The organism is Pseudomonas sp. Marseille-Q5115 (assembly GCF_916618905.1).
Lineage (GTDB): Bacteria > Pseudomonadota > Gammaproteobacteria > Pseudomonadales > Pseudomonadaceae > Aquipseudomonas > Aquipseudomonas japonica_A.
Genome location: NZ_CAKAKI010000004.1, coordinates 43,788 through 65,331, shown reverse-complemented (window position 1 = coordinate 65,331; position 21,544 = coordinate 43,788). Strand labels below are relative to the sequence as shown.

The following is a 21,544-nucleotide window of genomic DNA, read 5'->3' as shown; positions in this document are numbered from 1 at the left end:
CTGTCTCGCACTGCACTGATGTGAAAAAGGTACCGCGCCGCGAGTGCAAGGAAGCCACGCGCAGCGGTAGGTCAGCGATGTGCTGGGGGCAATCAACGCGCGGGGTAATCAGCTACTACCTCCTGCTCACCCGACTTTTTTAATCCGAGGATCTGGTAGGCACTTTTGCGCTCACCCGCTTCCATGCCGGGCGAGCCCATCGGCATGCCTGGGGCGGCAACACCGACGAGGTCGGTCCGACTGGCAAGTTCTGCAATTTGCTGTACCGGTACGTGCCCTTCGATAAATTTCCCCTCCGTTACGCCTGTGTGGCACGACATAAGCTTTTCAGGCACGCCAAGCTTGGCCTTCACAGCGCTCATGTTTTCCTCTAAATGGTCATTTACCGTGAAGCCATTGTCCCGGAGGTAAGCAATCCACTTGGAGCAGCAGCCACAATTGGGATCCCTGTACACATCAATCAACTGAGCAGTACTGGCCTGTGCGATTGACGCGGTAAACAGCACCGTGAGTAATGCTACACGTGGTCCAGCGCTAACAAGATCTTTGAATTTCATAGCCGCATCCCTGAAAAGAACCAGTTCAAAAACATTAGAGCACTTGCCTACGTTGACAGGGGCATGCACGCCTGGCGCCACCACCCGTCGGATCGGCCCGGAAATCTGTAAGGTGGCCTCGTTAACGTGTATTCGCCCTAAACTGCAATGTAAACGTCGTACATACGCCCGGTGCACTGCAGGCGCTCACTTCTCCCCCGTGTAGGTTCATGATACTGCGGACAATAGCAAGTCCTAGCCCAGTGCCCCCCTGCTTACGCGAGCGGCTTGAGTGCACACGATAAAAGCGTTTGAAAATGTGAGGAATATGTTCCGCTTCGATCCCGGCGCCTTTATTAGCAACCGCCAACCGGGTGGCCTCCGCATCCTGGGTAATGTCTATGGATACCACTTCACCGTGCGGACTGTGGCGTATCGCATTGGAAAGCAAATTGGATATTGCCCTCTGCACCATGAGCCGGTCGCCCTGGACCTCCGCTTCCCCGTGAAGGGTCAATGAGACAGACTTGTCTTCCGCCACATGGAGGAACATTTCTGCAATACGACCTGCCTCCTCATGTAACCTGATTGTTGTGAGCTGTAATGAGGAAGGTTGCGAAACACTGGCGAGGAACAGCATTTGCGAAACCATCTGTGACAAACGCTCCAGTTCTTCCGTACAGCTTTCCAAAGCCTGCTTGTAGCTTTCGGGTGAACGCTCCCGCGAAAGGGTGACCTGCGCCTTCCCCATCAGATTGTTTATGGGCGTACGTAACTCATGCGCCAGATCATCGCAGAAGTGGGCCATCTGGCTGACCTCGGCATCCAGCCGATCCAGCATGACGTTGATAGCCTGGGCAAGCCCTTCAAGTTCTTCCGGCAACCCTTGCGTCTGCATCCTTAAAGAGAGCTCCCGGGCGGAAACGCTTTGGCTGACTTCGCGAAAAGCCATCAACGGCTTCAGACCCCGCCGAACGAGCCACCAGCCAAACCCTCCCACCATTATCAGGATAAGCGGTAAGACCAGCAGCGCCGATTTGAGGTACGCATTCACCAGAAGCGCGTCATCCTTGCGCTCTAATACCAGAAATACTTTGACGGATTGACCTCCACGCAGATTGACCTCTTTGGATACCACCAGCATTTCATAGCCTTCAGGCGACACCAGACTGTGGTAGCTCTGGTCGCTATTAAGCTCCGCCAGAGGCAGCGCTTGGCCTGCGGTCGAACCAACACTGAGTAGCCGCTTACCATCGGTAGCGGTTTCGTCGATCATCAATGCTACATAGTCATGACCCGCGACTTGATCGCGAAGGTTATGTGAGTGCAAAACGATGTCGGCTTTGGTTGCAGCGGTTTCCTGAAGCGTGTGCTGAATCTGTTGGAGCTTCTCTGCCAAGCTTTCCCGAGCGCGAAGGTCGAGCTGATGGCTGATCTCGAACCAGGCCAGGATAACCATGGCGATCACGACAAAGGCACTCAGAGCCCCCACGCTCAACCCCAATCGCGTGGATAGCCGTCGTGGTGTCATTCGCGCAGCTCCAATACATAGCCAACACCTCGCAACGTATGGATCAGTTTTTTCTCGAAGGGGTCGTCTATCTTTGCCCGCAAGCGCCGAATGGACACCTCGACCACATTGGTGTCACAGTCAAAATTCATATCCCACACCATCGAGATAATTTGCGACCGCGTCATCACCTCGCCACTGTGGCGCATGAGCAGGTGAAGAAGGGCAAATTCCTTGGTGGTCAAATCAATGCGCTTGCCACCGCGAAAGGCACGATGCCGCCCTTGATCCAGCTCAAGATCAGCCACCGTCACCACATCGGGCGTGCTGGTTTTCTCGCTTCGGCGAAGCAACGTGCGCACCCGCGCCAATAGCTCCGGAAACTCGAAAGGCTTGACCAGGTAATCGTCGGCACCGCTCTCCAGCCCCCTTACCTTTTCGCCAAGGCGTCCACGCGCAGTCACCATCATGACCCGGGTATCGTGCGTTTTCCGGAACTCTTCCAGTACCTGCCACCCGCCCATCTCGGGAAGGTTTACGTCCAATATAATCAAATCGTAGTTTTGACTTCGCGCGAGGTACAAGCCATCTACACCCGTACCGGCAATATCGACCACATACCCACTTTCACTTAATCCCTGGTGCATGTATTCGGCAGTCTTTTGTTCATCCTCTACAACCAAAATCTTCATAGCCAATTTCCAAAATAACGTACAACTTTTAATCGAGCTTTCACCCAGCAATAGCCCTTAGCATAAAGTCTGTAGCCGCTTCAGGGTCAAGGTTTGTTTTTTAAAATCAGCGATTTCCAGCACATTTTCATGCCGATTGCAGGCAGCGGCCGCCTCGCCTTCATCAATAATTGTTTCAAAAAGTGTCCAATTCGCATTACCAGAATAAATATAGCCGAATACTCATGAGAACTAGTTAGATAACGAAATTGTAATGCTGCCGCAACGCCTTTGATAACCACTGTTTTCTAAATTGCCTTCGCCACAGTTCGGGCTGATGAGGTCTGGCTATTTCCAAACTTGTACAGAGGTCTTGTTGTGCTCAGCCATAGCAGCGCTTTCGCTTTCTGCTCAATGTCCCGATTCCCGCGCTTTCGCTGGGCGCTTTTGGCAGCCCTACTGCCGTTCAGCCCAATAAGCCTGGCCGCCCCCGCTTCGCTGTCCGAAGCGGTAAAAACCGCTTTTTCCAATAATCCGGACCTTGCCGCAGCCCAGCGCGAAATCGGTATAGCCGAAGGCGAGCGTGTGCAAGCTGGGCTGATTCCCAATCCGGTGCTGTCTTGGGAGACCGAGGACACCCGGCGCGCTACCCGCACCGAAACCATCACGCTAAGCCAGACCCTTGAGCTTGGTGGTAAACGTGGTGCACGCATAGATACCGCGCGTTTTGGCCAATCCGCTGCGGACCTGGCGCTGTCGCGCCAGGCTGATCTGCTGCGAGCCGATGTCACCCGGGCTTGGTTCGGGGCGTTACGTGCAGATACGGCACTGGCCTTAGCCAAAGAAGCTCAGGCGCTCGCGCGCAGAGGGGTTGAGGTCGCTCAAGGGCGGGTACGTGCTGGCAAAGCATCACCGGTGGAAGCTACGCGTGCGCAGGTTCAACTTGTGGAAACCGCCCTTGGCGTCAAGCGTGCGCAAACGGAACGCGCTAATCAATACCGCGCCCTGTCGCGCATATTAGGCCTTGCGGAGGGCGAGGTTACTGCATTGCCAGCCAATACCTCGCCGTCACCGGGCCTTCCTCCTGCCTCCATCGCGCTGCAGGCGATGCTTGGGCGCAGTACCGAGTTGCAACTGGCGCAGACGCGAATGGACCAAGCCGACGCCGCTTTGAGCCTGGAGCAGCGTAAGCGGATACCCGACGTCACGCTAAGCCTGGGTAGCCAGTACCAAGCGGTCGAGCGTGAGCGCGTGAATGTCATAGGCGTTTCGGTGCCATTACCACTGTTTGACCGCAATCAGGGCAATGTCTTGTCCGCCTCACGTCGAGCAGACCAGTCGCGTGACCTGCGTGTCGCGGCCGAGTTGAGTTTGCGCAGCGAAGCAGCGACCGCGCTCGACCAATGGAGCACTGCGGCAGTGCAGATACAAGGTTTCGAACGGGACGTTTTGCCCGCTGCCCGGCAGGCCGTTGATGCGGCTACCCGGGGGTTCGAGTTAGGAAAATTCGGCTATCTCGAAGTGCTCGATGCTCAGCGCACGCTGATTGGAGCACGCACCCAGTACCTCGATGCCTTGGCCACCGCTACGGAGGGCCGGGCATCCCTGGAGCGGTTGCTGGGTGACGTGGCCGCGTTGAGCCCCGCTTCGGCAGACATTCCCATTTCCCACTGACTATCTGCCGCCTCGCTGATGCCGGGGCTTCGGAGCTTTAATGAACAGAAAAAACCACGCCGCCCTGGTACTGGGCGTACTGGCGTTGCTTGCCGTCATCGGGGGCGCCGTGAGTTCGGTTGGGCCGTCCTTTGCCCGGGAAAGCTCGGCGCAACCCATATCGCCGGAAGCACACGGTGCAGCGGAAAGCCATGGCGAAGACGAGGCGGAACATGCACAAGGCGAACACGCCGAGGAGGGCGGACACGAAGAAGAAGGTGCCTTGAAACTCACTGCGGACCAGATCAATGCCGCTGGAATAGAGGTCGTGATGGCCGCCGCCCGCCCCATGCGGACCTCGGTGAGCTTTCCCGGTGAAATTCGCTTTGACGAAGACCGCACCAGTCACATTGTGCCGCAACTTGCAGGCTTCGTTGAAAAGGTCAATACCAACCTAGGCGAAACCGTCCGCAAGGGGCAGGTACTGGCAGTGATCGCAAGCCAGGATATCTCCCAGCAACGGAGTGATTTGAATGCAGCAAGCAAGCGTCTGGAGCTAGCGCGCATCACCTTAAGCCGGGAAAAAGCCCTGTGGGAAGAGAAGATTTCTCCTGAACAGGATTACCTGCAAGCCCGACAGGCGTACCAGGAGGCCGAGATTGAGGTGGCCAATGCCAAGCAGAAGGTCAGTGCATTGGGTGGAAACACTGCCACTGCCGGCGGCAACCGCTATGAACTGCGAGCGCCATTCGACGGCGTGATCGTGGAAAAACACCTGGGTCAGGGTGAACGGGTCGACAGCACTACCACAGCCTTCGTCCTGAGCGACTTAACGCAGGTATGGGCCACGTTTAACGTTCCACCGTCCGAGCTGGAAAAAGTCATCTTAGGGCGAGAAGTGACAGTCGATGCACCCGATCTGCAAACGCAGGTGCAAGGCAAGGTGGGTTACGTGGGCAGCCTTTTGGGGGAACAGAACCGCGCCGCTCAAGTACGTGTGACCCTGACCAACCCGCAAGGCGCTTGGCGTCCTGGCCTGTTTGTGAATGTTCTTGTGGCTGCGCAGGAAGCCACTGCCCCCGTCAGCGTGCCAGAAGCTGCGCTGCAAAGCGTAGAAGACCGGCCAACCCTGTTCGTACGGACCGATGAAGGCTTCACGGCCCGTACCGTCGACATCGGCCGTCGCGATGGCGGTTACCTTGAAGTGCTCAAAGGCCTGGAAGCCGGCGAGCACGTGGCCGCAAATGGCAGCTTCATCCTCAAGTCGGAGCTGGGCAAAGCCAGCGCCGAACATTCCCACTGACGCGCGCTGAGAGTGTTCCATGTTTGAAAAACTGATTCAGTTTGCTATCGAACAGCGCATCGTGGTGATGATTTGCGTACTGATCATGGCCGGCCTCGGCATTGCCAGCTACCAAAAGCTGCCGATCGACGCTGTACCGGACATCACCAACGTCCAGGTGCAAATCAACGCAGCCGCACCCGGCTTCACGCCGCTGGAAACCGAGCAGCGCATTACCTTCCCGGTCGAGACCGCTATGGCGGGGCTGCCAGGCTTGCAGCAAACCCGCTCGCTGTCGCGCTCAGGCCTTTCACAGGTCACGGTGATCTTCGAAGAGGGCACCGACCTGTATTTCGCTCGGCAACTGGTCAGTGAACGGCTCCAAAGCGCCAAAGAGCAATTGCCCGAGGATATCGAGGCCGTGATGGGGCCCATCTCCACCGGGCTCGGGGAAATTTTCCTTTGGACGGTGGAAGCCGAGGATGGCGCACTCAACGCAGAAGGGAAGCCTTATACCCCTACCGACCTGCGCGTGATTCAAGACTGGATCATCAAGCCGCAGTTACGCAATGTCCCGGGTGTGGCGGAGATCAACACGATCGGTGGATTTGCGAAGCAATACCAGGTTTCGCCAGACCCACGAAAACTGGCGGCCTATCAGCTGACCCTGGAGGACCTGATCCTTGCTTTGGAACGCAACAACGGCAACGTCGGGGCGGGGTACATCGAGCGTAATGGCGAGCAACTGCTGGTACGTGCGCCAGGACAGGTCAGCACTATCAACGATATTGCCAATATCGTCGTCACCACCGTGCAGGGCAGCCCTATCCGGGTAAGCCAGCTTGCTGAGGTGGGAATCGGGCAGGAATTGCGCTCGGGAGCCGCCACCGAGAACGGCCGGGAAGTGGTGCTGGGTACGGTGTTCATGCTTGTGGGCGAGAACAGCCGCACGGTTTCCAAAGCGGTCGCCGCAAAGCTTGCAGATATCAACAAGACCTTACCGGCCGGGGTGAAAGCCGTCACGGTCTACGACCGCACCACGCTGGTGGAAAAAGCCATCGGCACCGTGAAGAAGAACCTTATCGAGGGGGCAATCCTCGTAATCGTGATTCTCTTCCTGTTCCTGGGCAATATCCGCGCGGCCCTGATCACCGCCATGGTGATTCCACTGGCCATGTTGTTCACGTTCACCGGGATGCTCGGCAACAAGGTCAGTGCGAACCTGATGAGCCTGGGCGCCTTGGATTTTGGCATCATTGTCGACGGCGCGGTGGTAATCGTGGAGAACGCCATTCGCCGACTGGCCCACGCGCAGCACAGGCATGGTCGCAAGCTCACGCGCACCGAGCGCTTCCATGAAGTGTTCGCGGCATCCAGGGAGGCGCGCCGTGCCCTGATCTTTGGGCAGTTGATCATCATGGTCGTGTACTTGCCCATCTTCGCCCTTACTGGCGTCGAAGGTAAAATGTTCCACCCCATGGCATTGACGGTGGTCATTGCATTGCTGGGCGCAATGCTGTTGTCGGTCACTTTTGTGCCGGCGGCCGTGGCGATGTTCGTAACGGGCAGGGTCAAGGAGGAAGAAGGTCGGGTGATGCGCACCGCACGGCTGCGTTACGCGCCGGCACTGGACTGGGTACTGGCCCATCGCAACATCACCTTCAGCGGCGCAGTGACGCTAATCCTGCTTTCTGGAGTGGTGGCAAGCCGGATGGGCAGCGAATTCATTCCCAGCCTCAGTGAGGGCGACTTTTCGTTGCAGGCGATCCGGGTACCAGGTACGAGCCTGACGCAGTCGTTGGACATTCAGCAGCGGATAGAGAGTTCGATCCTTCAACATGTTCCGGAGGTGGAACGGGTATTTGCCCGCACCGGTACGGCAGAAATCGCATCTGACCCGATGCCGCCGAATATCTCGGATGCGTATGTCATGCTCAGGCCCACCGATCAATGGCCCAACCCTGAGAAAAGCCGCGAAACACTGGTCCAGGAAATCGAAGCTGCCGCAGCACTGGTGCCAGGGAGCAACTACGAGATGTCCCAGCCCATCCAATTGCGCTTCAACGAGCTGATCTCCGGGGTGCGTAGTGACGTCGGGGTGAAGGTGTTCGGTGATGATATGGCAGTCCTGAACCAAACCGCCAATCAGATCGCCGCCACCCTGCAAAAGGTGGAAGGGGCCTCGGAAGTCAAAGTGGAGCAAACCTCAGGCTTGCCCGTACTGACCATCAACGTGGATCGGGAGAAAGCGGCGCGGTTCGGTCTGAACATTGGCACGGTACAGGATGCCATCTCCATCGCCGTAGGCGGAAGACAGGCCGGCACGCTGTACGAAGGTGACCGCCGCTTCGATATCACCGTACGCCTGCCTGAGGAGCTCCGCACTGACGTTTCCACGCTGTCGCAACTACTGATCCCATTGCCAACCCAGACGGGCATCGAACCATCACGTGTCAGCTTCATCACATTGTCGCAGGTAGCATCGGTAGAGCTGGTGATGGGGCCTAACCAGATCAGCCGTGAGAATGGCAAGCGGCTGGTGATAGTCACAGCCAACGTGCGCGGCCGCGACTTGGGTTCGTTCGTGAGCGCAGCCGCGCAGGCCATCGAGTCAGGCGTGAAGGTGCCTGCAGGTTACTGGATCGACTGGGGCGGGCAATTTGAACAGCTGCAATCCGCCGCTCAGCGGCTGCAGATCGTTGTACCTGTCGCCCTGCTGCTGGTGTTCACGCTGCTCTTTATGATGTTCAACAACCTCAAAGACGGAATGCTCGTATTCACTGGCATCCCCTTTGCACTCACCGGCGGCGTGGTAGCCCTATGGCTTCGGGACATTCCCCTGTCCATTTCCGCTGGGGTGGGCTTCATTGCCCTGTCTGGAGTGGCGGTACTCAATGGCCTGGTGATGATCGCCTTTATTCGCAACCTGCGCGAAGAAGGTCGGCCTTTAACAGAGGCAATCCGTGAAGGCGCATTAACGCGCTTGCGGCCTGTGCTGATGACCGCATTAGTGGCCTCGCTGGGCTTCGTCCCAATGGCCCTGGCCACGGGGACCGGTGCTGAAGTCCAACGGCCCCTGGCCACGGTCGTCATCGGCGGAATCCTTTCGTCGACGGCGCTTACCCTACTGGTGCTGCCAGCGCTCTATCAGTGGGCGCATCGCCGCGACGAGGAGTGATCCAGACGCTGTCAGTGCTCCGGGAGACCGGGGCCCTGCCGGTGGAAATCGCCGCGTTCGACCTGAATGGTGCAATGACCGATGTGATGGGCATGGCTGACAGCCTCGATCACAGCCGCCAGTACAACGTCTGGGTCCGCCACTTCTGACTTGATCACCACATGCGCGGTCAGGAGATTGTGACCACTGCTGACGGCCCATACATGTAGGTCATGCACGGCCTCTACGCCGCCGATCTGGAGAATAGTGGCTTCCACTTCGGCAAGATTGACCCCATCCGGAACGCCTTCCAACAAGATATTCAGGCTTTCTCGCAGCAACTGCACTGTACGCGGCAGGACCCAAAGGCCGATACCGACAGCCACCAGCGTATCTACCCAGGTCCAGCCTGTGAAACGGATGACCAACGCCGCAACAATGACCCCTAGCGAGCCGAGCATATCGGCCCAGACCTCCAGATACGCCCCCTTCACGTTGAGGCTTTCACCGCTGGCGGAGGCCAGCAAGCGCATGGACGCAAGGTTTACCAGCAGGCCAGCAACGGCAATCCAAAGCATGACATTGGTGGCAATTTCCGCCGGCAGGAAGAACCGCTGCCACGCCTCGTACAAGATGTACATGGCCACCAGGAACAAGAGCATAGCGTTGAACGTTGAGGCCAATATTTCCAGGCGGGCGTACCCGTAAGTCCGCCGGCGATCAGCGGGTCGTTTGGCAATTTGCAAGGCCACTAATGACAAGGCCAGTGCTGCCGCATCCGTAAACATGTGTGCGGCATCGGAAAGCAGTGCAAGGCTTCCTGTCACCCATGCACCGATGACTTCAGCCAGCATGATGCCTGTGGTCATTGCCAAGGCAATAACCAGTTTTTTCTGATGTCCTTCGCGAACATCGCCATGGCTGTGCGAATGGCCTGCACCCATCGGTGCCTCCTTGAATCGATAATAGGAATACGAACGTTGGGTAACGCCTCACTGCGAGGGTTCCTACGATTTCACGTCAGCGGCAGGGGACAGAGAGGGGAGGACGGCAGAGAGAACAGCAAGCTGGGCGCCTGCTGTCCTAGGGGGGTCAGAGCACGGAAAGCGGGTATTCTACAATCAGGCGGATTTCATCCAGATCCGATTCAAATGCGGTGGCACGGGTGGTCGCCTGACGCAGACGGAACGAGGCATCCTTGAGCGTACCACTGCGTACGACGTACTTCGCCTCGAGGTTACGTTCCCAACGCTTCTGGTCAGAGAGCGGATTGCCATCACCATCGCGACGCATGTACACATCGTTTGCCCCTGAATAGTCGGCATCACGCCCTTGGGCGTAACGCGTCATGAGCGTCAAACCGGGCACGCCAAAATGGCCCATGTCAATTTGGTAGCTGACCATCCAGGATTTTTCTTTCGGCGAGTTGAAATCGCTGTATTGGATAGAGTTGTTAAGGTATATGGAGTCCGATTGCCGAAGATAATCGAAGTCATCGCTCCCGTTGTTCTTCTGCGCTGAAAACGCCAGGGTATGAGGGCCATAAGTAGCGCCAATACGACCACTGAAGATATTGTTGCTGAATTCACCCAGCAAGCGCTTTCCTTCATCGGTAGCATTGTAATAGTTAAAGTCCGCGAACAGCGCAAGGTTGTCGTTTATGGGGTAGCTGTAGTTGACGCCAAAGTAATGCTGGTCCCAGGCGTCCTTGAGGCGACCGGTGTATAAACCCAGCGTGAGGTTTTTATTCAGCTCGTAATTTCCCCCTACATATCCAGCCCAGGGCGAATCGACTGGCCCTGCGTAAAAGGTCGCAAAATTCTCGTTAAGACTTGTGTCCTGTGGCTGGCTCATGGCGTGGACCCGGCCGCCCATCAGTGTCAGCTTGTCGATACTGGTGTTGGTAACGGTAAACCCTTTAAAGCTTTCAGGCAGCAACCGGGAATCACCGGCGGCCAGAACCGGCGTGTAGGGGGAGACGTCTCCGACGTTGATAACGGTATCAAATAGCCGGGCTTTGAGAGCTCCACCCGCTTTGACATATTCATCATCTGCCCGTCCGTCATCATTGACGGGCATTACATTGATACTACCGCCCGGGCCATAGCGGCCTTTACCGCTATCGAGCTTCAAACCCACCATGGCGAAGGCATCAAAACCAAAGCCTACTGTGCCGGCGGTAAAGCCGGATTCGAAGCGGGCGATGGCTGCCTGGGCCCAGGCCTCGGAGTAGCTGTCGCCGGACGCATCGGACTGCCCCTTACGGTAATCCCGGTTTATATAGAAATTGCGATTAAGTATGTTCAAGCTACTGCCCTGGATAAAGCCTTCTTTGGCTTCAACGGCATCCTCGGCATTGGCCTGGCAAGCCAGCACGGCGCACAATGCGCTCAGGCTGAAAATTGGGATTTTGTACATCATCTGCTCCTGATTCCTTGGCAGTACCTGGATAATAAGGCTGGGCAACGTTATAGCGCGCTCCATTTATTGTTTACCGCAAAGCGGTACCACCATCTTCAACGGAATAGGATAACGGCAAGGTGATCGTAGAATTACAATTCTGAAATGTTCGATATAATTCTACATTCACTAAAGCTCAAAAGTCCGAGTGCAAAAACCAACCTTAATGCCTGGTGCGGCATTCACCTTGGTCGCGGTACCGAACCGATTGAGGCTCCCCTTGCGAGTCCTCAAAGCTCATGATTTTACTGACGACTCCGCAATATATTACAGGGCGGGAAGTGTAGATCAGTTTTGCTACATCCAGCTTCATACCGTAACGGTAATCCACTACCTCTGGTACGGGTTTACCCGTTTGCTGGGAATAGGCTTCCAAGGATTTCTGGTTTTGTTTCTCAATTTCCAGGTCCAGTGCTTTAGGGTTAGCTTTCGCCAATGCGACGGGAGCGAGCAAAGCCATCACCACTGTCAAAATCATGTTTTTAGGTTTCATTCTGGAGGTGCCTCGTTTCAAGTTGGAGGTATTATCCAAAACGCTTCCTAACGAGAGGGTTGCTTGAAAATGACAATCCAGAAATAAAAAAAGCGCTCGATGAGCGCTAAAAAATTCACCTCCAACCAAAGGAGCAGAAAGGTGAATAGGCCGCACGTGAGAACCGCAGGAGCAATCCACATTCATGCATTCCCTATAATAAGCTTGTATTAATAACCTAAAAATGATCGAAAAATTACAATTTTGTAATGAATGAGAAATACCATCACTCTAAATTCCCTATTTGCTCAGCGGCATCACACCAGCGGTCTAGCCAATTAGACTTACTTGGGAATAATTAGGATGGCCCTACGTAGCTACCCATCATGGCCGCCTCGCACAGAGGTAACCCGGTCCCGGCATCAGGGCCAGCTGCTGCCAGAGGGTGCCCAGCCGCGGACCGGCCGCCGAATACGCCGGACCTTGTAGCGCCGTGCTGTCGCAGGGAATCACGTCCTCCAAACTGAAACGCACATAACCGTATTCGGCGTTGGCCAGCTGCAAGGCACCCTGCGCATCAAACGCGGCATACACCGCATCTTCCCCGATCCAGAAGGCACGCAAGGGGCGGGCCAGGGTCCAGACTTCGTTAGCCGCTTTCATCTGTATCCTCCTTAGCGTCAGCCCCTAACGTTAGGCCAAGGATGGACGCCAGGGTCGTTTACAGCGACGAAATGATCAGGTAGCGCCTTCGGTTTCAAAACGCAGGGCTTCGCGGCGGATAGCGATTGCGCGCGCCGTTCTCCAGGATGGCGACAGCAGGCCCATTCCCAACCACGCGCTTAGGGTTATACTGTATATTCATACACTATAACCGGACAGCCGCCATGGACGCACAGCCTTCAAACTCACTGCCCGCGCCCGACCAGGACGCGTTCTCCCTGGGTATCCCGTCCATGCTCGCCGCGTGGAAACACCACTGCACGTTGCTCAATCATGAGCTGGACGAGGCGTGCCGCGAACTCGCCAATGGCCGGCGCCGGATCGCCCAGCTGGTGACCCAGCACGACAGCGACCAGCAGCGGCTCAAACACCAGCAGGCCCGGATCGGTGAGCTTGAAACCGAAGTGAAGCGGCTAAAGGACCGGCTTGTCGCCGCCATGGCCCGTGAAGCCGCCGGCAACAGCGCCGCGATCTACGAGAACGCGTACCACGGCACGCCGGCGGCAGCGCGGCTTACAAGCCATCCCTGAGACATTAGGCCTCCTCAATGCCAGTATGGTGGCGATACCACTCCCACCACTGGTGCAGCAGGGCCAGGCGCTCGCCATCCACTTGCGTCACCGTCGGGGGCGGGCCATCCAAAGTGCTGTCGCGGGGCTCATCGCGGCGGGTCAGGCGCCAGTGGGTCACCCCGCTGATGCCCAGTGCCTGGCGTTCGTCGTACCAGCGCGCTCCGCTCAAGCTGAACGTGCACCGGTGCAAGTCACCGCCATACGCGGGGCTGTAGACGATGTATTCGAGCTCTCCCTGATAGTCATTCCAGGGCAGGGCGTCGCTACAGGCCACCCAGCCGTGCCCCAGCGGCAGGATCAATTCACACGGCCATACCGTTGACCACAGGTCATTGCCCCCGTTTGCCGGCCCATGGCCGGCGTAGCAGGGTCGGGGCCACCGGTAGACGTCCGGGTATCCGGGGCCTTCAGCGCGCCCGCCAACGCCTGGTGCGCGCCGGCCGGGTTGAACACCGGTCCCCAGTCGTCCAGGGTGTAGATCGGGCCGGTTTTGCTGAGTGTTACGCCGGCCTGCTCGCCCGCCTGGGCGACCAGGTGCGTCACGGTCTTTTTATCAAGGCCGGTCCTGGCCGCGACCTTGACCAGGGTCGCGTCGGGCGTTGCCTCGATGGCGGCGAGGACCGCGAGCATTCGGCGCAGGTCGCCTTTAGGGTAGGTCGCAATCACGGTCATCACAGGTCAAAGGTGCGTTTAATGCACCTACTGTAGCAGAGCCACACGCCTTGTCACGTTGAAAAAAAGCCGCGTACCGCCGCCGTGGCGATTGCCGCGTCAGCACCATCATCTGGTCAGGCCGAGGGCTTAAAACGCATGCCTTCACCGAAGGCACCGTGCGGACGTTTAAACGCTGCCTGCTCTGAAAGCCTGCGCGCACGCGCGCCCGGTTGAGGCGCAGCCAGGCGGGGCCTGGCTGGGGCGATTTATCCGGGTCTTGGCGCCCGTAGGGTGGCCGCAGGCCAGGGCAGGGCGGGGACCGCCCTGGGCCGCCTAGACAGGCTTTTGTAGGAGCTGAAGTTCACCCGTCCACGCCGTGCCATCGGCACGAAATGCGTGGGCATTATGCTCTACGAGGGGGGCTCCACATCTCGTAATTCCCTGTTTTTCCGGGACGGGGAAACTGAAGGGGGTATAAAATTTCATTTATTTCAAAGCCTCCACAAGCGGCGGCGCGGACCGCTTCAGGTAAGGGCGATTCCGGGACAAAATCGGGGTAATTGGGGCCATTGCCTGGCTGGGCGGTACCCGCTTGAAACCTCGGTTAACAACGCACCAAATCGCAGGCGTGACAACGCCTCCGCGTGAGCGGATACGGATTTTGGGCAGGGAGGGGGTTATTTGGCTTTGTTGGCCACCGACGCAAAGAGCTTGTCCATCGCGCTCTGGACCTTGTTCGCGGCCTTGACGGCCGTGTTACTCCGCACCTCGGGTTGAGGCTGGACGGGCGCCTTGCGTGGGCGATCTATGCCCGCCTCACGTGCCTCCTTCGCTTGCCAGCGCTGCCGGGACACTTCACGGCGCTGGAGCTCCAGGGAGTGGCGTTCCAACTCGGCCATGCGCTGTTGCCCGATGTCGCGCAGCGCGGCGTCACGGCGCTTCTTGGCCGACTTCTGCACGCGCTCGTAGACGTAGGCCAGGCCCAGGTCTTTCCAGAAGAGCTTGGTGAAGCGCACCAGGACACGGGTGCGCACCAGGTGCAGCCCGTTGTCGTCCCTTTCATCCAGGCGCACCCGCTCGATGCGGCGGTACACATAGCCGGCATCGTCCAGGGTTTTCAGCAACCGGCATAGCGCCGGCGCGGAAATCCCCGCGTCCTCGGCAATGCCGCGCTGCGTATTGAGCACAAAGCGCCCGTTCTGCGGGTCGATGTAGCCCAGCACGCTGGTGGCCAGGTCCAGGCGTACCAGCAGCTGCTCGGCCACGCGCTCGATGGCGCAGAATTTCTCGCGCCGGGTGCGGCGATCACCATGAACGCCGTCCAGGCGGCGCAGGTAGCGGCCGCGGTAGCTGACCATGTTGCTCAGCCGCTCATAGGCGCTGCGGATCAGGGGGTTTTTCAGCTGCTGTTCGGTGAGGTGACGCGGCGCGGCATAGCGGGCAGGCATCGGCCGGCCGGGGCGGCGTAACGCGGAATGAGGGTCAGAGGGGGCGAGCCTGACGGCCTTGAGGTGGCTCATGCGTCACCGCCTGGGGCACTGGGTCCATGCGCTGCGGTGACGACAGTCAGGTCTGGGTGTTGCGTGGTGTACAGGCCAGGGCCGGGAAACGGCACCGCCTGCGGAGGAATCTTTTCCATAAGTCCGCCATTCAGCGGTGAGCCACTTGGGATCACTTTTTGGGGCTTGCACGAAGCCGTAGTGATCGCCATAATTGGCTCACGTTAAGTGTGCTGAACAGGTGAACCGCTAGTCAAACGGCCTGTTCAGGATTTTCCAAAAAGCCCCGGCGCCAACCGGGGCTTTTTGGTTTCTGCGATTCGAGATTTACATCGTCTGCTTTTCCTGCGAATAAAGCTGCGCTGGATAGTACCACGGCCGTTCCGCATTCCGCTGTACAAATCCGCTGCTATCAATGACCTAGGGCATCATCCTAGAAACAGGCTCTGTTCCGGACGCTGTAGGTGCCTAGGCCGCGTGTAACCTAGTGATTTCAGGCACTTCTTTGTGCTGGGCCTGCCACAAGTCATAGGCCGATTGCCGAGCAAGCCACATGTGGGCCTTGCCCAAGCCCGCCAGCTCCAAGCGCCAAGCCAGGTCAGCGGTAATGGCCGCACGGCCATTAAGGATCGTGGACAGCTGCCCCCTGGAATACCCGAGGTGCTTGGCCAAAGCCGTGACGGACAGCTTCATTTCAGGCAATACGTCTTCGCGTAGCGCCTCGCCTGGGTGGGGCGGGTTGTGCATGGTCATCTGACGTTCTCCTGTCAGTGGTAGTCCAGGTAATCCACCAGTTCTACATCAGTCTCGATAAAGCGGAAAATTACCCGCCAGTTGCCCGACACGCTCACTGACCAGAACCCTACAAGCTCGCCTTTGAGCGGATGCAGGCGCATCCCTGGTTCGTCCATGTCATCCGGCGCTTTGGCCACGTCCAGCGAAGCCAAAATGCGGCGCAACCGGGCAACATGATCAGCCCGAACGCCTTTGGCGCTGCCGCTCAGATACAGAGCTTTGATGCCTTTATGTCGGAAGCTTTTTATCATGGGATAAGCGTAAGGCTAATGCTTACACATAGCAAGCCTTTTATGTATGGCATAGCCTTACACTTAAGCGCAGCGTGGTGGCGAGTCAGGAATCGTTGCCCGTGTTGGCATTAACTTCCGTGACCAAGGCTAGTGATGCCAGTTGTAGTAGCCGAAGCTATACCCCTTGACCATCTCAATCGTCTTGGCAACACGCTCGGGCAAGGGTGCGCATTTCGCCTCGAGGTCAGTGAAATATTGCTTGGTAACGTCAATAAAATGCTTTGGGCAATCTGGATGGGCCAGGTTTTCAAAAATGCCCTTACGACCGAGATGCTTTTCAAGGTACATAGTGACGCCGTGCAGCTTCGACTGCCAATTGAAGGGGTATTCGTCCTTAAGATCATCAGCCATCTTGGTTTTAGGCTGGATCAGGGTAGTACCGTGAGCGAGCACATTGCGCAGGACGAAAAGCTTCTCGATTCCTTCTTGAGCTCCTTCATCTATACCGTCAGCCAGTTTTGCGCCCAAGTAAAGGGTAGCGCTCGCGGTTAAGGTACTCCAAGAGCCACCACCCTCTAGGTCAGCCAGGAATTTTTGCAAAACGCGGGTCGGGGCATCATGTGCGGTTCGCCCTTGCTGCCTGCCGAGATCAATCGCCGCGTTGAGATCCGCTTTAACAAGCTCGGTGAGAATACTCCGTAGGGTTCCCTCCACGATCGAAGCGTTGAGGATCAGCAGCGCAAAGGTATTTTTGTACATAAAATAGGGTTCTGGATCTTTGCCTCCCTCTGAGCCCGCATGGACCATTTTCAGATGGTTTTTTGCGAGGGTTTCGTGGGCGAGAAGGAGCGAGACGGAGGTTTCCCAGCCAATATATGTAGCCATTTATCTTCCTTTTTCATACGAAGCAGCGAGGTGAATAGATCGCGCAGACGGGATTGCCTGGGCTTGAGAGGCTGCGGGTATTAGCGTTAAGTAACAGTAGTTTAACGCTTGAGAGTGGGCGCTTCCTGGAGCACAGTTTCAACTCATGCCAGGCTCTTGTTCAGGCTCTGGCAATTCTGGTGTGCCTTCGGCGGCGGCCAGCCCTTTAGGGGTGGTGTCGGCCACTTCGCGCTCGGGCAGAGCCGGTTCGGCTGACCACTCGCGGCGGTGGGTCGTCTTCTCTTTCACGGTTCCGTCTTCGGCGACCTCCTGCACCACCACTGGCCGAGTGCCCAAGTCTTCCAAGCGCACCTGGTTGCCTGATTTGAGGTCCGAATCCGCCATGGCATCGGCAAGGCCGACTCCCCACAGGGTGCGTTCGCCCGCGTCGGTCTTGAGGGTAACGAAATAGCTCATTTGCTTATCGTCCTGGTGCTGGTAGCGCGCTGCGCCATGGTCCACCAGCTCACCCTCAATTACCTTGGAACTGGATTTTTGCACGCTATCAGACGACACGGGCGCCGGCGCTGACCGCATACGATCTTCCACCTGGTGAACGATCCCGACTACCGTTTCCGTGGCCGCGTCCAGAGCCTGGACAGTTTCTGGTGAGCCTTTGGCCTGGGTGTACAGTGCTTCGATCGCGCTTTTGAAGGTTTTTCGGTAGGCATCGTTTTCCATGTAGGAGGCGAGCATGGCGGTGGCCTCTGGCGTCTTGTCATCGGTTGCGATCAGCCACACCGCGTGATCTTCAGCCCTGAGGCTCATCACCGTGTCCGAAGCCCGCACGTCCGCTTCTGACAGTGGCATTGCCTGCCGCCAGGCCGCTTCGCGCCTTACCATCTCACTTGGGCTTTGGGCGTCAGGGTCTGGCTCAGCGCTGGCCTGAGCCGGTGCCGGCGAGGGCGGCTGGGCTTGGCCAGGTTCATCGGTCTGCTCGGCATCGGCCTGGTCAACGCCCCGCGCCGTATCCTTGCCCGGCTCGATGGTTTGCCCATCTTTGGCGATATCCAGCTCTGCACGCCGGGCGGCTAGGCCCTGATTCATGGCCTTGTCGGTGAAATGCACATCAAGCCCGTTCTTGGCCACGGCTTCGATCACCAGCTTTTTGAATTCAGCGGTGCCGTTGATCGTCAGCGTGCTGCCAAAGCGCTCCTTGGCCAGCTCCAGGGCCACAGCAACGCCTGATTCACTAATGCCGGTACGGCGCATTGAAATGGCCTTGCCGGTGTCGACAAACAGGGTCTTATCGGTCGATTTATCCAGGTAATGCACGTTCTGGCTGAATTTGGCTTTGCGGGTATAGAGATCCTTGGCGCTAAGGTCGCGGGCACGCTCACTGGCGGCTGCGGGATCAACCTGCTTGGCGAACCGATCCATGATGCGCTTCACCCGGTCGCGCACGCCTTCGGGGCTAGACCCCTTCGCGCCGCTGATGGTGAAGCCCGGTTCTTCCTTCTCGTCCTCGATAAGCTCGCGTATGGCGGCGCTGCCCATTAGGTCTACCTCTTTGCTGGGTTGGGGGGAGTGAAGCTGTTCACGCGCTCGCAGCCGCTCGAAGGTCAGCACGGACATCAGCTGAGCCTTGTCCTGGCGGGTCAAACGCTCGTCGGCAAACACCGCTCGCCGGGTCGAGTAGAACTGCTGGTCAAGGCGGCGCAGCGCGTGACGGTGGGCGGGCAAAATCTGGTTGTACTGGGCCTCACGGGTGAAATACGCGGCGACCGTAGAGGCGTGTTTGTTGGCGGTAAGGGCCTTCATGGGAGCCCGTTTGAACACCAACGGCTTTTCTGCAGGCCGCTTGAGTGGGTCGAACAACATCCGGGCGCGCTGCTCGATGTCCTGCACGCTGGCCACCCGGTATGGGTTTTTGGCGTAGGGCGGGATTACGCCTCGAACTCGGGCACCTCGGGTTGCTCGGGGACTTCGAACGCTTCGGGCTCCGCGTCCGCCTGCGCCTTGAGTTGCCTTTCCCGCTGAAGCCGAAGGAACGGCGGAAGGTTCTCCTCGTCGTCCTGCTCGCTCTCGGGAAGATCCTCCTCGTCCTCCTCGGGCTGGTACAGATGGTCGCAATCCAGAATTTCCTCCTGGTTGCGGCTGTCCCAGGTGAACGTGTGCATCACTGGGCAATAGCAGCGCACCGTCACCGCCTCGGGCCGGTCCGGCTTGCCGGTGATTTGCCACATCGCTGACGGGCAGGTTTTGCAGGCCATCGGCAGCGCGGCGACGGCTTCGCCCTTGAGCTTGAGCAGAACGTCGCTGGCTATCAGTCTTCCGTTGGGTGGGCTGTACGCTGTCATAGCGATCTCCATAGGCTTGGTAAAATCTCGCTTCGGACTCTTTTAAAAGCTGCACCCGACCTTCAGGCGAGGCGTTCACATACACCTGTCGAAAATCGGGGCCGGCCTTGCTGATGTATTTGATTTCCTTGGCACGCTGGGGCCATCCCAGCAATCGGTCTGCAATGACCTTCGGGTCCAGCGGTGCTTTCTTCAACTCACGTCGAACGATGAAGTCATCGCTAAAGATGGTGTCCTTCAAGTTCGTGAACTTGGCGTCCCCTGGGACTTTGACGGCAATGTATTCATTGGGCTTGCCCTGGTTTCGAATTTTTGTCTCGCCAATGGTCGCTACTAGGGCGTAAAAATCTTTTCGGGTGGTCACCCCGCGCTCGATCACTTGCGTCACCAGGTCTTGTTTCATCTGGCGATTCTTGCCGTAAAAATCATCGCCGTTGTAACGGGATAGCACACTGGCCGCGTCACCGATGTTCGCCCGAACATGCTCGCGGGGCGAAGCCAGTTTGTATTTCTGGTTGACGTATTCCTGAAAGGCTTCCAGGTGCTTTTCCGACTGAGCATAATTGGAGCCTACCGGATCGAAGATATTTCCCGATAACAAATTCTTCTTAGGAATGATAATATGGAGATGGGGCTTGCGCTCAATCATTCCCCCCGTTTTCTTATCGGCGATGGATTTAATCTTCGGTAAATGCGCCTCGGCGTAAAAATTGTATTCCTCCTCTTGGTAGGCATACATCATGAATTGTTTAAATTCTTGAGTGATAGCGGCCAGCGTCTCGTTGGAAATATCGTCTTCACGAAACGCCAAAGTAAAGGATAGATATCGGTCCTGGCCTTTGTCTTCGATGCTTTCATAAACAAGGCGAGTCAGGTCCAGGTCGCCATCAATGATGACACGGTGGTCGAGTTCATCACGGGTAAATTCACGACCGGACTTAGTACCTTTTTCCAAATACTCCTGCACACCCGCATTATAACCACGGACCCTAATCAGCACGATGAACCCCCGCCAGAAGCAAATCACGAATCGCGTTCAGTGCATTGAACAGCTTGATAAACAGCGCCTCCGAAATAATCCCGCGCAAGTGGGCGCGGTGAACCTTCTTGGCGATCTGGTTAAGGTTGTTGCCGGACTTGTTGTAGATGAACAGCAGGCGGTCATCACTGAGCGATGCCGCTTTGAATACCGGGGTTTTGCTCAGCAAAAGCTCACGGAAAAACACGGAGGATTTCACCCCGGATTTCTCCATCAGCTCCGCATAGGGCGCGTACTGCTCCTCGGTCAAGCGGAACGAAATGATCCGGTCCTTATTGGTTTTTTTGGCCATGACGGCACCTCCGTTAGCCCCCAACGACGACGACAACTGACCGACAACGCTGTGCCGCTCTGCGGGGTTTCAAAGGGGTTTCCCCTTTGGCACGGACGATGTTTAGAAAAGGGCGAAGCCCTTTTGTAAACAGTCGTCAACGTGCCTGCTTATCGCCCCCGAGGATGGGGATTGACCCAGGAAATTCGGGCGGCTTTCACTGTGTTGCACTGTCATGCACTGGCGTGCATCCCAGTTCATTAGATTGCACAAACGTTCACTAGCGTGCACACCATTGCACTAGCTTGCACTACGTTGCACTAATAGGCATGGGCTGGTAGGTTTGAAGCTCGAACGACCAATGAGGGCGGCAAAAATGGCCGATTGGAGAAGCAAACCCCGAACCGGCAAAGCCCAGTTTGTGAAGCACCTGGCAGCGATTCAGGCGCGGCTGAACGCCGGCGAAACCCAAACCACGATTCGCCAGGCACTGAGCCAGGGCGGAGATTTCGAGATGAGCGCCGCGCAATTCAGCCGGTACATCAAGGCGTTCGGCCTTACGGCCAGCGTTCAGATGCCGGCACGCGCTCCCGGAGGAAATCGCACAGCACCAGCTGCCGAACAGCCCGGTGAACGTCCCCAGCAGGCCGCTATGAGCGCGGTAGAAGCTCCTTCCGCCCCTAAAGCGCCCCTCACGCAAGCGGACTTTAGGAAGATCAGGGAGGATGTGAACAAGATGGACCTGAACGCGCTCATTTCAGGCAAAGGGATCGTCTACGCCGAAAAGTGAGGT

General features: G+C 57.4%; 21 protein-coding genes. 5 read left to right on the top strand and 16 right to left on the bottom strand.

Annotated features, from left to right (window positions below; all coding sequences use genetic code 11):
* Positions 1–92: 92 nt before the first annotated feature.
* The 3 genes from LG385_RS25315 to LG385_RS25305 all read right to left on the bottom strand — a co-directional run bounded on the left by LG385_RS25315 (position 93) and on the right by LG385_RS25305 (position 2,738).
* A complete protein-coding gene (locus tag LG385_RS25315; protein WP_181118334.1) occupies positions 93–557 on the bottom strand; it encodes a DUF411 domain-containing protein in 465 nt (154 codons plus the stop codon).
* 121 nt (positions 558–678) lie between these two features.
* Positions 679–2,067, bottom strand: a complete 1,389-nt coding sequence (locus LG385_RS25310) for a heavy metal sensor histidine kinase (protein WP_040259200.1) — start codon at positions 2,065–2,067, stop codon at positions 679–681.
* Positions 2,064–2,738: a heavy metal response regulator transcription factor gene (locus LG385_RS25305; protein ID WP_040259201.1), complete on the bottom strand. Its 675-nt coding sequence runs from the start codon at positions 2,736–2,738 to the stop codon at positions 2,064–2,066. The genes LG385_RS25310 and LG385_RS25305 overlap by 4 nt, the downstream gene beginning before the upstream one ends.
* Positions 2,739–3,131: 393 nt before the next feature.
* On the opposite strand from LG385_RS25305, the gene LG385_RS25300 reads away from it, so the two are divergent.
* The 3 genes from LG385_RS25300 to LG385_RS25290 are packed head-to-tail and all read left to right on the top strand — an operon-like array spanning position 3,132 to position 8,830.
* A complete protein-coding gene (locus LG385_RS25300; protein WP_040259260.1) occupies positions 3,132–4,391 on the top strand; it encodes a TolC family protein in 1,260 nt (419 codons plus the stop codon).
* A gap of 40 nt (positions 4,392–4,431) precedes the next feature.
* A complete protein-coding gene (locus tag LG385_RS25295; RefSeq protein ID WP_040259202.1) occupies positions 4,432–5,673 on the top strand; it encodes an efflux RND transporter periplasmic adaptor subunit in 1,242 nt (413 codons plus the stop codon).
* Positions 5,674–5,692: 19 nt separating this feature from the next.
* A complete protein-coding gene (locus tag LG385_RS25290; RefSeq protein ID WP_040259203.1) occupies positions 5,693–8,830 on the top strand; it encodes an efflux RND transporter permease subunit in 3,138 nt (1,045 codons plus the stop codon).
* Between the two features lie 11 nt (positions 8,831–8,841).
* Here LG385_RS25290 and LG385_RS25285 read toward each other — a convergent pair whose 3' ends face one another.
* The 4 genes from LG385_RS25285 to LG385_RS25270 all read right to left on the bottom strand — a co-directional run bounded on the left by LG385_RS25285 (position 8,842) and on the right by LG385_RS25270 (position 12,404).
* Positions 8,842–9,753, bottom strand: coding sequence for a cation diffusion facilitator family transporter (locus LG385_RS25285; protein ID WP_040259204.1), 912 nt, complete (start codon positions 9,751–9,753; stop codon positions 8,842–8,844).
* A 148-nt stretch (positions 9,754–9,901) separates the two neighbouring features.
* Entirely contained in the window at positions 9,902–11,227 is a 1,326-nt protein-coding gene (locus LG385_RS25280) for an OprD family porin (protein WP_040259205.1), read from the bottom strand.
* Positions 11,228–11,432: 205 nt separating this feature from the next.
* A complete protein-coding gene (locus LG385_RS25275) occupies positions 11,433–11,762 on the bottom strand; it encodes a DUF2790 domain-containing protein (protein WP_088776173.1) in 330 nt (109 codons plus the stop codon).
* A gap of 363 nt (positions 11,763–12,125) precedes the next feature.
* On the bottom strand, positions 12,126–12,404 hold the full coding sequence (locus LG385_RS25270; RefSeq protein ID WP_040259206.1) for a hypothetical protein: 279 nt from the start codon (positions 12,402–12,404) through the stop codon (positions 12,126–12,128).
* A gap of 224 nt (positions 12,405–12,628) precedes the next feature.
* On the opposite strand from LG385_RS25270, the gene LG385_RS25265 reads away from it, so the two are divergent.
* On the top strand, positions 12,629–12,994 hold the full coding sequence (locus LG385_RS25265; protein ID WP_040259207.1) for a hypothetical protein: 366 nt from the start codon (positions 12,629–12,631) through the stop codon (positions 12,992–12,994).
* Positions 12,995–12,998: 4 nt separating this feature from the next.
* On the opposite strand, the gene LG385_RS25260 is transcribed toward LG385_RS25265, so the two are convergent.
* From LG385_RS25260 to LG385_RS25220, 9 genes are all read right to left on the bottom strand, one after another.
* Positions 12,999–13,337, bottom strand: coding sequence for a hypothetical protein (locus tag LG385_RS25260; RefSeq protein WP_225776547.1), 339 nt, complete (start codon positions 13,335–13,337; stop codon positions 12,999–13,001).
* The gene (locus tag LG385_RS25255) at positions 13,334–13,708 is read right to left on the bottom strand and encodes a hypothetical protein (protein WP_225776546.1); all 375 of its coding nucleotides are present in this window, start codon (positions 13,706–13,708) and stop codon (positions 13,334–13,336) included. Before LG385_RS25255 ends, LG385_RS25260 begins: the two co-directional genes overlap by 4 nt.
* Positions 13,709–14,367: 659 nt before the next feature.
* Positions 14,368–15,138, bottom strand: coding sequence for a MarR family transcriptional regulator (locus LG385_RS25250; RefSeq protein WP_225776551.1), 771 nt, complete (start codon positions 15,136–15,138; stop codon positions 14,368–14,370).
* 519 nt (positions 15,139–15,657) lie between these two features.
* A complete protein-coding gene (locus tag LG385_RS25245; protein ID WP_225776545.1) occupies positions 15,658–15,942 on the bottom strand; it encodes a HigA family addiction module antitoxin in 285 nt (94 codons plus the stop codon).
* 14 nt (positions 15,943–15,956) lie between these two features.
* The gene (locus LG385_RS25240) at positions 15,957–16,235 is read right to left on the bottom strand and encodes a type II toxin-antitoxin system RelE/ParE family toxin (protein WP_225776544.1); all 279 of its coding nucleotides are present in this window, start codon (positions 16,233–16,235) and stop codon (positions 15,957–15,959) included.
* Positions 16,236–16,364: 129 nt separating this feature from the next.
* The gene (locus LG385_RS25235) at positions 16,365–17,102 is read right to left on the bottom strand and encodes a hypothetical protein (RefSeq protein ID WP_225776543.1); all 738 of its coding nucleotides are present in this window, start codon (positions 17,100–17,102) and stop codon (positions 16,365–16,367) included.
* 138 nt (positions 17,103–17,240) lie between these two features.
* Complete coding sequence (locus LG385_RS25230; protein WP_318781431.1) at positions 17,241–18,521, bottom strand: LPD7 domain-containing protein; 1,281 nt, start codon at positions 18,519–18,521, stop codon at positions 17,241–17,243.
* A 506-nt stretch (positions 18,522–19,027) separates the two neighbouring features.
* Positions 19,028–19,441, bottom strand: a complete 414-nt coding sequence (locus LG385_RS25225) for a hypothetical protein (protein WP_225776542.1) — start codon at positions 19,439–19,441, stop codon at positions 19,028–19,030.
* Between the two features lie 989 nt (positions 19,442–20,430).
* The gene (locus LG385_RS25220) at positions 20,431–20,772 is read right to left on the bottom strand and encodes a plasmid mobilization protein (RefSeq protein ID WP_225776541.1); all 342 of its coding nucleotides are present in this window, start codon (positions 20,770–20,772) and stop codon (positions 20,431–20,433) included.
* Between the two features lie 322 nt (positions 20,773–21,094).
* Between LG385_RS25220 and LG385_RS25215 the strand changes: the two genes are divergently transcribed.
* Positions 21,095–21,541 (top strand): hypothetical protein, encoded by a 447-nt coding sequence (locus tag LG385_RS25215; protein ID WP_225776540.1) that lies wholly within the window; start codon positions 21,095–21,097, stop codon positions 21,539–21,541.
* Positions 21,542–21,544: the final 3 nt, after the last annotated feature.